We start from the raw sequence: 13,482 nt of genomic DNA, 5'->3' as shown, positions 1-13,482 counted from the left end.
CAAGTTTTAGATTTTAACCATCATCACATTCTGAATTTAGTAACAATCAATTACGTCAATTACGCCTTGACGGGAAAGATTTTATCGAGCTTGATCGATAAACTTCCTCTGAAAATCTGTGACATCCGCCAGAGGCTTTCACTTCATTCAGCTGGAGTTTGCACTCCCACTGAATTAGGTAAATCGCATTCACCCCGCCACTTATAGAAGTGGCGCTTCTGCTGAATGAAGTTAAACCTATATTTCATCCATATCCATCCCATTGCCCCAAATAGAATACCACTTTTTCACTCATTGTACTAGAGAATCTTTATACTGTTCGAGTTCAGACTCATCAATTAGCACATCTCTTGGTTTACTTCCTCTGGGTTCTGAAATGATTCCACGCTGCTCTAACATAAGAACTAATCTTGCAGCACGATTATATCCAATACGGAAATGTCTTTGCAATAAGGAGGTTGAAGCTGATCCTTGTTCCACAACAAAATCGCAAGCATCCATAAATAACTCATCTTCTTCTTCTGCAACCTGAGCTTTTTTTAACAATTCTTCCTGTTCGAATAAATAATTTGGTTTTCCTTGACTACGTGCATGTGCAATGACACGATCAATTTCATCATCTGACACAAATGTACCTTGCAGACGCACAGGTTTAGAAGTTCCACTATCCAAAAATAACATATCGCCACGACCAAGTAGCTTTTCTGCTCCACTTATATCAATGATCGTACGGGAATCCACTTGAGAAGAGACAGAAAATGCAATTCGAGCTGGTACATTCGCTTTGATCAAGCCTGTAATGACATCAACAGATGGTCTTTGCGTCGCAATGATTAAATGAATACCACATGCTCTTGCCTTTTGAGCGATTCGACAAATTGATTCCTCTACATCTGCTGGGGCCATCATCATTAGATCTGCCAACTCATCAATGACTACTACAATAAATGGAAGCAGTTCTGCATGGTTTCCGCTTTTCTTAACTAGTTCATTAAATCGACTAATATCACGAACACTTGCGTGCGCAAATAATTCATATCTTCTCTCCATCTCGTCTACAGCCCATTTCAAAGCGGCTGTTGCTGCTTTGACATCAGTGATAACTGGACTTACGAGGTGCGGTATATCATTATAAGGTGTAAGCTCAACCATTTTCGGATCAATTAGTAGAAGTTTCAGCTCATCCGGCCGTGCTTTATATAACAAGCTCACAAGAATGGAGTTGATACATACACTTTTACCTGAGCCCGTCGCACCAGCAATTAATCCATGGGGCATTCTACTCAAATCTGTTACAACAGGTATCCCCGATATATCGAGTCCAAGTGCCGCTGTCAACGGAGATTCATGGTTTTTGAACGTATCATTCCCAATTATTTCACTGATTTGAACGGGTCTACTTTCATGATTAGGTAGCTCAATTCCAATTGAACGTTTACCTGGAATCGGTGCCTCCATCCGAATATCTTTAGCAGCCATACTTAATTTAATATCATCGGTTAGGTTTTTTATTTTACTTACTTTTACCCCACGCTCCGGCTGCACTTCAAACCTTGTAACAGATGGACCCTGGCTCACTTTAACCACACTCGCATTCACATTGAAATTCGTCAATGTTTCATCAAGTAAGGCTGTTTGTTCTGCAATCCACTGGCTATTTTCCGCCTTCAATACTGGAGGCTCAAGCAATTGAATATCCGGATATTGATATATATGTTGATTTATTGTCTCTACGTATTCCGCTTTTTCTTCATGGGATGGTATTACTCGTTCTTTTCGTTCCTCTTTATTCTTCTGATTTCGTATTTCGAGCTCTTGACGATCTTTTTTTAACATTAATACATTAAAAGGAATATGCTTCCGCGAAGCTTTCTTGCTTTCTTGTGCAGAAGTGTCATTGGGTATAGGTTTCTCCTCTTCTATATCCCTTTCTTCAACCGCTTTTTGAACAGGTGGTTCTTCGACCAGCAACTCTTCGCTCACTGTAGCAGCAATCTGCTCTTGCGCTATGACTTTTTCCTTATTTGCTTCAGCATGGTCCTCATTTAACTTTAAATCTAATTGATTCATTTGTTCTTCTTCATCACATGTTCCATCATGGTTGATTATTTCATTTGCACTTGCTTCTGACGTGGTAAATTCATCTGATAAAGGATTTTGATTTATTACATCTATATCATCATGTTCTAATATCAGACGATCCGGATTATCTATATGCTCTTCAGTTATCTTAACCAGTTCATCTATTTGTGATTCTAATTTTACTTCGTCCTGCTGTACTTCCTCTGTACCACCTTCCTGTTCTTGTTCCCTATTTTCCTCCACATTCGTTTCAGAACTATCCTCATCCGTCTTAAGATCCATTACACTCATATTTTCTTCTATACCAAGATCACCATCGGGGGCCATTGTTTCACTAACCTTTGTCAAAGGAGTTATATCATCTGAAACGGAATCTTGTTGATCTAATACCTCAAAGTCTTCATACCCCAAAATGGATGCTAGATGATTAATTTTTTTCTGTTCCTCAATTCTTCCGTCAAGGTTAGGTAATGGTGATTCCATCTTTTTTTCTTCCTGTTCGTCAACTGCAAATTTCTCAGGCCGTTTAAACCCATAAATAGGAGATGGAATAACTTCTGGCTTAAATGGGCGTTTCGACTGCGGTTTAATTTTCTGAGTATTTTTCTTTGGCTTTTCAGTCTGTTCATATGTATCTTTTTCCTCTATTTTCGGTCGTTGCTCTGCTCTTATTGATCGTCTGTTTATCTTCTTTTCAATAGGTTCTCGGTCTTTATGTTCCTGAATAAGTGGAAACCGAAATTGTCCTTTCGGATATTCATATGTCATCCGTGTCTTCATTTCAATTTTATCAGGCTCTGGTTGCCGTTTTTCCTGTTTTCTTTGTTCAATTACTTCTATATCATCCATCATTATGTTTGAAAAAATCTTTTTAAACCAACTCATTTTTATCACTCTTTCTTTCATATCAACTTTTCACAAAAACTGTAATTGTTGCCATCTACCTATTATATCAAAAAACGAAGCATAATAATTGAGCCATTTGGAACATTAATTGGGAATCACGATTATTAAAAAGGAGGAAAATAAATGAATGTCGTAAAACCGGTTCTTTGTATTGGATTGATTTCTGTCATGCTCATGGGTTGTGGAGCAACAAAAAACAATGATAATATTACAAACAATAATGAGCCACTTGGTGTCCGCTATACACCTAATACTAATAATACCACTTCAGATTTAGTCAATGATAATCGTAATGTCACTGACAACAGAAATGGCGTTGGCATGACAAACAACACAAATCAAGATGACGATAGGAAAATTGATATAGCTGAAGATGTCGCGGATCGTGTAACCGAGATTAAGGAAGTGGATAGTGCACACGTTCTTGTCACTGACAATAATGCATATGTTGCCGTTAGACTAAATGGTAATGCGAACAATGAACTGACAAACAATGTGGAAAAGAAAATTGAACACAAAGTTAAAGAAGTTGATAAAAATGTCAATAATGTATACATCTCGGAAAATCCAGATTTCTATACACGCATGGAAAGTTACCGTGATGACATCCGCGCTGGCCATCCAGTAAGTGGTTTCTTTGAAGAATTTACGAGAACTGTCAAAGACATATTCCCTAACCAAAGTCGATAAAATGTTTAGTATCGCTCGTTTTTTGTCGAATATTATTTAGATGTAGCAAAGTAAAGGACTGACGTGATGTCAGTCCTTTACTTTTTCTCTGGCAAGTGTACAACAATTTCTTGGACATTGCTAATATTTTCATCTTGGTCTCTTTTCCTATCTTACCTACATTCACCAATTAAAGAGTGCTGTCCATACCAAACCGCATTCCCTGCACAAATGTACCCATTGGCACAATACAAAGAACTTTTAATACTTTCAAACATACAATACTGTATCATTTTTAAGGAGGAAAAACGGCGATGGCAGAGCACGACTCCGGTAAAAGTCCTCGTGATCCAGTTAACCATTTGATGAAAGCGATGAATGATTTCTTTCAACACCGTCCTGGAAAAGGCTTTCTCGATAGCATGGATGAATTGTTTACATCTACGCCTTTTAATAGTAGTTTTTCAGTAGAACTGAATGAAAATGAAAGAGAATATATTGTGCAAGCAAAGTTACCCGGTATTAATAAAGAACAAATTGAGATTGATGTAATACAACAACATATTACTATTACCGTCCAGCAAAACCAAACAATATTAAATGAAAACAATAAAAAAGAACAAGTCCATCGAGCAGAAACCTATAAACAATTATCTCGGACCATACCGCTCACGAGGGCAATTAACGCCCACAAAGTATCAGCAATATATGAAAATGGCTTACTAACAGTTACTATTCCAAAAGTAAAAGGAAAAAAAATAGATATTAAATAGGGTTAGGATCGAAACAAAAAAGTGGGTGCCTCAAAATTTCATGTCATCCACTTTCCCACTAAGCTAATTATTTGGATAGGTTTCATTTAAAAACGTTATAGATTGGTTAATTAGGGCTATTAAAACCTCTACATTAATATCAGCCACTTTATTGATGTAGATACACGCCTTTCCAGCTGTATGTTTTCCAAAGTCCTTTAATAATTCTTCACGTTTCGCGTCCCCTGTCGCAAAGTACAAACTGATTTTGGCCTTTCGCGGAGAAAAACCAACTAATGGTGCATCGCCTTCGTGACCAGATTCATATTTATAATGATATGAACCAAATCCTATAATACTCGGTCCCCACATCTTCGCTTCAAATCCTGTCGTTTTAGAAAAGATATCTATTAACTTATATGCGTCCTCACGCTTCTTTAGGCTTTCAACATTTTCAATAAACTCAGTAACACTGCTATCCGTTACTTTTGTTTTTAATTTATACATAATATTTCCCACCTTTTTCTTTTAAATTCGTGTTTAAAAAGGTGCCAAATTAGAAACAAGAAGTTCGAGGCGAGAAGGTTTTGAGGATCGGACTTGCACAGGATGTGCTGACTTCTACGTTGCCCACAGAAGTACCTAATTACCCTCGAAGAAATTCGCCGTTTATCATTTGGTGACTTTTTGAACATCCTTTTTAAGTATAAGGGAAAAATTTGATGAATTACAACCGATTGTTCCTTCATTCATTTACTAATAATTCTCACCAAAATTTAGTTCACTCACCTATTAAAAGAACTTTTCATTTTTCTAAAACATACGATACTACATAACTTTTTATGAATTATAGATTTTATTTGAGGGATGGATGAAAGTGTCAAAAAGAAACCGAGGAAAATCATTAAAAAAACTCCCTTCAAAAGGACGAGGGGAATGCCCGTTATGTGGAAGAAAAAGAATTAAGTTGTTGTACCCTCATAAAACTGATACAAATACTATCATTCAAGTTTGTAAAAATTGTCAAACGAAATAGGTTCTCCATGTTTCCTTATGTGATAAAAAAAAGACCAAAGATGGTCTTTTTTCTGATTTGCTCACTATTAGTATGATGAAGGTAAGAAGTTACATGACTGCGTTTGAATGAAGATTGGGAAGCATTCGCTCCCCAATCTTCATTTCCAAACATCACATTTCTCCGATAATTCGGACCTCTGTTTCAAGCTCAACATCATATTCATTTTTCACTGTTTTTTGAACATGTTTTATCAATGATATATAATCCGTTGCAGTTGATTGCTCAATATTCACAATAAAACCTGCATGTTTCTTAGATACCTGTGCACCGCCAATTGTGCATCCTTGCAAATCTGAGTCCTGTATTAGCTTACCTGCAAACATCCCCGGTGGGCGTTTAAATACACTTCCACAAGAAGGATATTCTAATGGTTGGGAATTTTTTCTTAACTCATTCAAATGGTTCATCTTTGCTAAGCTATCTTCCTTATTCCCTGCTTGTAATGTAAAATAAGCCTCCAACACAATATAATGTTTTTCTTGGATTACACTATGGCGATATTCTAGGTGAAGCTCACTAGCCTGCATAAAAAAACTGTCACCTTTAAGATTCATCACTTTAACTTTTTCCAAGACATCTTTCGTTTCTCCTCCATACGCACCCGCATTCATAAATACAGCACCACCTGTGGAGCCGGGGATTCCACAGGCAAATTCAAGACCAGTTAAATTATTTTCAGCCGAAAAAAAGGATACATCAATGATTTTCGAGCCACTTTCAGCAATGATGGTTTCCCCATCTCGTATGATCCTGTCTAATTGTGACGTAGATATGACAAGTCCCTTCATCCCACCATCTCTAATGATTACATTCGATCCATTACCTAATACAAATACGGGAACCTTATTCGCATGTGTATAAGTCAATAAATCTTTTAATTCTTGTTCATTTTTTGGGATAAAGAGACACTCTGCATTTCCACCTAGTTTTGTATATGTGTAGTGCTCCAAAGGTTCATCAAATTTAAATAAAAAGTCTGGAAACAAATCGAGTAATTTTTCTTTCACTTACAAGCCCTCATTTCTTTCTAAAAAATTGCTTAGGCGCTCGCTACAACACTATGGCTGCACTGAGCTTATTTCTTCTATATTATACTACCCGATAGTAAGTCGCGCGACAACTAGAAGGTAAATAACTCAATTTTAAGTCATAAACAGCACTTTGGTCCTTCGTACTTATTTACTTAAATAATTATTTCACTAAATTCATATGGTGCTTTCCAATCTAGCTTACTATAACCAAACACTTTTTCAAAATAGAATTCACAAAATGTTTTGGGGTTATTTTCAAAAAAAGAGATGCATATGGGATGACTTTTAGAAAACATTTCCTTTTGTGTATCATGCGCTGTCATTGCTTTTTTATGTAAAAATAGAACATTTTGTTGAAGACTTCTTCTGCCCCACAACATCACTTCTGCATGCAAGCAAATATATATTTGATAATCATATATCAATATTCCGCTTAATAATTGAATGATTTCTGAAATAAATTCAAAGGCAAATAAGATTTCCAGTGTTGCTTGCATGGATAATTCTCCTAATCATCCAGCCCTTCTTTACTCTATTGTTTAATGCAATATGATCATCTGCATTACCGCTGTTCCGATATAAAAGACATGATTTCATTAACTAATATAAAGACATGTCGTATCTTGAACGGTCAACTATGTCGACATCAGATAAGTCGTAGATTGTTTTTAACAATAAATATTTGAACATGTAAATAGGGTCGACAGCGTTTCGACCATTATCATAATTGTTCTTAATCTAGTCATAAACAAATGTGAAGTCGACTAGATCGTTAATTTTACGTAAAAGATTATCCTTTGGAATAATTCACATCAATATGCATATATGGACTAAAAACCATTGATTGTTGGTTTTGTATCATAGTACCCACCCGTTTAAATTTATACGATAATTATACAACAAAAAAAGGTATAATACTCAATCAAATTATGAGCGAATATACCTTTATTACAATACTGTGTTAAAAGTCATTATTAGTGAATAAGACTGTTGATTGGAGAGGAAGGCGCGAAGACTCCTGCGGGAATACAGGGCTGGGGAGACCCCGCAAGCGCAAAGCAAGCACCTGAAGCGCAAATCAACAACTGAGTTTAACAGTTCCTGTACTTTAAGGGGACTTTTTCAGTGCCCTCCCCTAGGATAAGGGAGTACTTTTTGTTGAGTTTTAAATTGCACTTTTTAAAATCTATTACGACCTTATTTTTCTAAGATTATTTACATTTTCAGGACTCTGACTAATGACTTCTTTTATCGCTTGAATAGCTTCTTCTACATTTTCAACTTGCAAATTCATTTTTTGATTCTCTAAATACTTTTCTGCAGTATGTTCATAACGCGGATCATAATAGTGTTCAAGAAGCAAGTTAACTGCTAAAGCATATTCTTTTGATCGCAATGACTCCTCAATTTGTGCTGCAATTGGCGTATGAATACGAAGCTTTATTTTTCGGAACGCCTCCATGCATGCTTCATGATGATCCCAAGGACAATAATCCTCTAAAATATGGCGTGTTCTTTCTTCGATTGGCATTTGAATAATGAGTTGGAACCCTTCCTCCTTTAACTCATTAAACAAGGGAGGCAATACCACTTTACCGATTCTTTTGCTCTCTCCTTCAAACAAAACATAAGGTGAATGCTGTAATTGCTGCAACTGTTCGACTAAAAGTGAATCGAATGTTTTTTGGTTATGCGGTTCAAGGCCAATTTGTCCAAAGATCGACCCCCTATGGTTGGCCATTTTCTCCAAATCCAACACGGGATAGCCTTCTTCCTCCAGCCTTCTCAAGATGAGTGTTTTTCCAGTTCCTGTATATCCGTTAAGAACATATACCTTTGGTGTAAAATTCAGATTGGTTAGCCTATCCACGACCCATTTCCGGTATGCTCTTACACCACCATCTAAGCGATTTACATGGATATTCATTAAATCCAGCACGGTGGCAGTCGTCTTGCTCCGCATTCCTCCCCGCCAGCAAAAGACGGTCTTTTCTCCTTCAATTTCTTTAAATTGCTTAACGAAAGCAGGAAGCTTGGCAGAAACAATTTCAAGCCCACGCTCTTGGGCTACATCAGAACTGACTTGTTTATATAAAGTTCCAATTTCTGCCCGTTCTTTATCATCAAAGATAGGAATATTAATGCTACCTGGAATCGTGGAATTCGCATATTCTGACGGCGACCTTACATCAATGATAGTCATTTTATTTTTGTTTTCCAATGCTACTAAATGTTCAATGGTTACAGAGCTAAACAATGGTCTCTTTCCACCTCTCTTATTTTACTTATTCCACGACAACATGACCGTGCTGCTCTTCTATCACATCGCCAATAATCCGTGCCTCTACCCCTTCAGTCTGTAATTCAGTTACCATTTTATCAGCTTCAGCTCCCGCTACACTTATCAAAAGTCCTCCTGAAGTAACTGCATCACATAAAATCAAACGGTCGATTTGGTCCATTGTCTCCGGAAAAGTAACAGAACCTGTTAAATGAGCAAAATTATTTTTTGTCCCACCAGGGATTACACCTTTTTCGGCAAGCTCTCTCACTCTATCAAGGACGGGTACTTGGTTTTTTATGATGCGAATCCCCACTCCACTGCCCTTCGCCATTTCGGAAGTATGACCTAAAAGGCCGAATCCCGTAACATCTGTACATGCATGGACAGTATATGCCTCCATTGTTTCAGCTGCGGTTTTATTTAATGTCGCCATGATTTTTGTGACATGAGTAATTTCATCTTCAAATAACAAGTTATTCTTGATGGAAGAAGTCAAAATACCAACACCAATAGGCTTCGTCAATATTAATTTATCCCCTGGCTTTGCCCCCGCATTAGTTCTTACTTTCTGCGGATGAACCAAACCTGTGACAGCGAGTCCAAATTTAGGCTCCTTATCATCAATGGAATGCCCTCCGACAAGTGTCGCTCCTGCTTCTTGGAGCTTATCCGCAGCACCTAGCATAATTTCCGCAAGTATCTTTTTATCCAGTGTCGCAATGGGAAAAGCAACAATATTAAGTGCGGTCAGAGGCTTACCTCCCATCGCATATATATCACTAAGAGCATTTGCAGCCGCTATCTGTCCAAATGAGTATGGGTCATCTACAATTGGTGTAAAGAAATCTAGTGTTTGTACAATCGCTAATTCTTCGTTAAGTCGGTATACTCCTGCATCGTCACTTGTATCCAGTCCTACCAATAAATTAGGATTTGGAGCAGCAGGAGGAAGCATACGAATCACCTCCGATAAATCAGCGGGGCCAATCTTGCATCCGCAACCGCCTTTCGTTGATAAAGAAGTAAGTTTAACTGATTCAAACTGAGTCATTTAGGATCATCCTTTCTATTTAGGGTTTCTTATATACTAATTATAAATCAAACTTTATATGTTTCCCAGGCGCTTCTGCTTAATATTTATAATGTGAATGAACTGAGATAAAGAAAGAATGGAGATCGTGAACTATTCGATGTTGACCTGTTGTAAAAAGGAACCGGAGAGCCATTGGCTTTAAACAATAATAAAGCTACCGGGAAATCCCGATAGCTTAAAAAACATCTTCACTTGAGATAGGTACTTTTTACTACCTCAAAATTGGCGATGTCACAACGATCATAATTATAAACAATATCATTAAATAGTTAACAGAATAAAGAAACATCATGTGCGCCCATTTTAGGTCATTTTTCGTAAAAAAGCCCTTTATCGCCAAAGCTAACCAACCAATATTTAGCAATGTAGCTGTAATAATAAATATGAAACCTAGCGGTTCAAGAAAAAGTGGAAATGGCAGTAAGAATGCGACATACACAACTATTTGTCGCTTCGTAAAAGCAAATCCGTGTACAACTGGAAGCATCGCAACCCCAGCTAGTTTATATTCATCACACTTTTTCATCGCTATAGCAAATGTATGTGGCATTTGCCATATAAATATAATAAGTGCTAGCACTATTGGCACAATATGTGAACTAGGCGCTATGGCAGCCCAGCCAATTAATGGTGTAACAGCACCGGAAACACTTCCAATTACAGTATTAAGTGTATATTTGCGCTTTGACCACATTGTATACAATATGACATAGGTGAACCACCCCACAAATGCATATATTGCAGCCTCAACGGTAGTAAAAAGTAGCAAAACTAATCCAAGTACACTTAAGGTTATTCCTAGCCACAATGTAACTTTCAGTGAGATATGCCCCGTAACAGTTGGTCGTTTTTTCGTTCTATCCATTACTGTATCAATATCGACATCATACCAGTTATTGAGAACAAGCGCACCAGCCATTACCAATGTACTTCCTATCATTGTAAGCCAAAATGTAACTGAATTGACGCTAAAAGAAACATCATTGAAATATAGGGCTAACCAAAATCCACAAAAGACAGGTAACACATTAAGGATTAGTACTTTCAACTTAAATAATGCCTTCAAATCAGAAATAAAAGTAGGAGAATCTCCTGTTTTTAATAATATATCTTTCTCAACCTCATGTTGGGAAAGTATCCCATCTTTGTCCACTAATATACACCCCTAAGAAGTCGCACAAAAAAATCATACGCAATAATACTATTAATATAGCATTATTGTTCCTCAAAGATAAACACTTTTGCCCATCCTTCTTCCCCAAATATAAAAACTGTCGACATATTCGACAGTTTTTTGTCACAAAGATTATAGGTCTAAATCAGTAACTGCTCCTTTTGAAGATGAAGAAACGAGGTGGGCATACTTTGCAAGCATACCTGTCTTATGTTTTGGTGCAGGTTTGGTCCATTTTTCCGCACGTCTATTCAGCTCTTCTTCCGTCACATGAAAGTTAATTTCTTGGGTATCACTATCAATTGTAATGATGTCATCGTTTTGTAATAAGCCGATTGGTCCACCGACGTGGGCTTCTGGTGATACATGACCGATTACGAAACCATGTGAGCCACCAGAAAAACGACCATCTGTTATAAGTGCAACTTTCCCTCCAAGTCCCCTACCAACAATCATCGCTGTAAGCGAAAGCATCTCAGGCATTCCTGGTCCGCCTTTAGGCCCAAGATAACGTAAGACTACAACATCGCCCGCTTTTATTTGATTATCCGTGATCGCTTTTGCAGCCTCTTCTTCACTATCAAATACACGTGCTGGACCTTCAAAACGACTGATTGTTTGTCCAGACATTTTCGCAACAGCTCCTTCTGGAGCAAGATTTCCACGGAGAACGACAAGTGGCCCTGTCTTTTTGAGTGGATCATTAAGCGGTCTAATGATTTTCTGTCCTTCTTTTAGATCAGGAACGTTCGCCAGATTTTCTGCCACTGTCTTTCCTGTTACAGTCAAGCAGTCGCCATGTAAAAGCCTATGTTCGAGCAATAATTTCATTACTGCAGGGACTCCACCTACTTCATACAAATCTTGCATAACATACTTACCGCTTGGCTTCATATCAGCAAGATGTGGAACTTTTAAGCGAATGCGTTCAAAATCATCTAAATCTAATTCCACGCCCGCAGAATGGGCCATTGCTATTAAGTGTAAAATTGCATTCGTTGAACCACCTAGAACCATTACAATGGTAATTGCATTTTCAAAAGCTTTTTTCGTCATAATATCACGTGGATAGATTTCCTTTTCCAATAGATCAATTACCATCTCACCAGCTTGTCTACATTCCTGCTGCTTGTAATTGGCAATGGCAGGTGTCGATGAGGAACCCGGAATACTCATCCCTAATGCTTCCACAGCTGATGCCATTGTATTTGCTGTATACATTCCACCACATGCACCAGCACCAGGACATGCATGACATTCGACTTGGTACAACCGATCTTCATCAATAAGTCCTTCCTGATACTGACCAACTGCCTCAAATGATGAAACTATATCAAGGTCTTCCCCATTTAACTTTCCGGGTTGAATCGTCCCGCCGTACACATAAACTCCAGGTACGTTCAAACGCGCCATTGCCATCACACACCCAGGCGTTGTCTTATCACAACCACCAATGGCAACAATTCCATCCAGCCTTTCCCCATTCATCACGGTTTCGATCGAGTCTGCAATGATTTCACGGCTAGGGAGAGAGTAAAACATTCCTTCATGTCCCATTGCAATACCATCAGCAACTGTAATGGTATTAAAAATCATTGGTGCACCACCATTTTTGGCGGCACCTGCTTTTGCTTCCCTAGCTAATTCATCAATATGTACGTTGCAAGGGGTTACTTCCGTCCATGTACTGGCAATCCCAATCATCGGCTTTTTAAAGTCCTCATCCGTAAAGCCAACTGCCCGTAGCATTGAACGATTTGGCACACGATTAACACCTTCACTAATTACCTTACTACGAATACGTAAGTCCTTAAACAAAAAAATCAGCCCTTTCTTACTCATGTATTTACTCACTTACCTTATTCACTCATAACCCAGCTGTTTTTTCAAGTTTTTGAATTAAAGAATAATCAAAATATTATAAAGGGAGATTGGTGCTTGTATAAAACCAAACACCTACTCACAACTTATTCTATTACTTTCCTTTTGCTGCAAAACGTTCAATTCTTGCACCAATTTCATCGCGTACACGCTGGAAGAACGCCCATTTCTCTTCATCTGTTCCTTCTACTTTTGCAGGATCATCAAATCCCCAATGATCACGTTTTACATGAGGTGGTGTCATCGGACATTTGTCTGCAGCATCCCCACATAAAGTAACGACAAAATCTGCATTATTTAAGATTTGCGGATCAATAATATCAGAAGTTTGACTGGAGATGTCAACGCCAACCTCATTCATGGCTTTCAAAGCATTCGGATTTACTCCGTGAGCTTCAATTCCTGCACTAAGAACTTGCCACTCTTCGCCAAGATACTTTTTACCCCAACCTTCCGCCATTTGACTACGGCATGAGTTACCTGTACATAAGAAATATAGTGTTTTTTTTGACATGATGAAAATCCCCTATTC

General features: G+C 37.9%; 11 protein-coding genes and 1 pseudogene. 2 read left to right on the top strand and 10 right to left on the bottom strand.

Annotation, left to right across the window (positions count from 1 at the left end):
* Window positions 1-291: 291 nt before the first annotated feature.
* Entirely contained in the window at window positions 292-2,967 is a 2,676-nt protein-coding gene (locus MHB53_RS23800) for a DNA translocase FtsK (protein ID WP_340923284.1), read from the bottom strand.
* A gap of 144 nt (window positions 2,968-3,111) precedes the next feature.
* On the opposite strand from MHB53_RS23800, the gene MHB53_RS23795 reads away from it, so the two are divergent.
* A complete protein-coding gene (locus MHB53_RS23795; RefSeq protein WP_340923282.1) occupies window positions 3,112-3,678 on the top strand; it encodes a YhcN/YlaJ family sporulation lipoprotein in 567 nt (188 codons plus the stop codon).
* 293 nt (window positions 3,679-3,971) lie between these two features.
* A complete protein-coding gene (locus MHB53_RS23790; protein ID WP_340923279.1) occupies window positions 3,972-4,430 on the top strand; it encodes an Hsp20/alpha crystallin family protein in 459 nt (152 codons plus the stop codon).
* A gap of 63 nt (window positions 4,431-4,493) precedes the next feature.
* Here MHB53_RS23790 and MHB53_RS23785 read toward each other — a convergent pair whose 3' ends face one another.
* From MHB53_RS23785 to arsC, 9 genes and pseudogenes are all read right to left on the bottom strand, one after another.
* Entirely contained in the window at window positions 4,494-4,916 is a 423-nt protein-coding gene (locus MHB53_RS23785) for a DUF1801 domain-containing protein (RefSeq protein WP_340923277.1), read from the bottom strand.
* A gap of 681 nt (window positions 4,917-5,597) precedes the next feature.
* Window positions 5,598-6,494, bottom strand: a complete 897-nt coding sequence (gene murB, locus MHB53_RS23780; protein WP_340923275.1) for a UDP-N-acetylmuramate dehydrogenase — start codon at window positions 6,492-6,494, stop codon at window positions 5,598-5,600.
* Window positions 6,495-6,670: 176 nt separating this feature from the next.
* Window positions 6,671-7,015: a hypothetical protein gene (locus MHB53_RS23775; RefSeq protein WP_340923273.1), complete on the bottom strand. Its 345-nt coding sequence runs from the start codon at window positions 7,013-7,015 to the stop codon at window positions 6,671-6,673.
* A 112-nt stretch (window positions 7,016-7,127) separates the two neighbouring features.
* A pseudogene (locus tag MHB53_RS23770) lies at window positions 7,128-7,380 on the bottom strand (transposase); the annotation flags it as partial.
* A 327-nt stretch (window positions 7,381-7,707) separates the two neighbouring features.
* Window positions 7,708-8,775, bottom strand: a complete 1,068-nt coding sequence (mnmH, locus tag MHB53_RS23765; RefSeq protein WP_340923270.1) for a tRNA 2-selenouridine(34) synthase MnmH — start codon at window positions 8,773-8,775, stop codon at window positions 7,708-7,710.
* 28 nt (window positions 8,776-8,803) lie between these two features.
* The gene (gene selD, locus MHB53_RS23760) at window positions 8,804-9,853 is read right to left on the bottom strand and encodes a selenide, water dikinase SelD (protein ID WP_340923267.1); all 1,050 of its coding nucleotides are present in this window, start codon (window positions 9,851-9,853) and stop codon (window positions 8,804-8,806) included.
* A gap of 253 nt (window positions 9,854-10,106) precedes the next feature.
* Window positions 10,107-11,048 carry a heme o synthase gene (gene cyoE, locus MHB53_RS23755; RefSeq protein ID WP_445661478.1) on the bottom strand — a complete coding sequence of 314 codons (942 nt, stop codon included), beginning with the start codon at window positions 11,046-11,048 and terminating at the stop codon, window positions 10,107-10,109.
* A 153-nt stretch (window positions 11,049-11,201) separates the two neighbouring features.
* A complete protein-coding gene (gene ilvD, locus MHB53_RS23750) occupies window positions 11,202-12,911 on the bottom strand; it encodes a dihydroxy-acid dehydratase (RefSeq protein WP_340923264.1) in 1,710 nt (569 codons plus the stop codon).
* Window positions 12,912-13,044: 133 nt separating this feature from the next.
* Complete coding sequence (gene arsC / locus MHB53_RS23745; RefSeq protein WP_340923261.1) at window positions 13,045-13,464, bottom strand: arsenate reductase (thioredoxin); 420 nt, start codon at window positions 13,462-13,464, stop codon at window positions 13,045-13,047.
* Between the last annotated feature and the right edge of the window lie 18 nt (window positions 13,465-13,482).

The organism is Bacillus sp. FSL K6-3431 (assembly GCF_038002605.1).
Classification (GTDB): domain Bacteria; phylum Bacillota; class Bacilli; order Bacillales; family Bacillaceae_C; genus Lederbergia.
The sequence above is the reverse complement of the archived record's forward strand: the minus strand, read 5'-3'. Positions and strand labels throughout refer to the sequence as shown.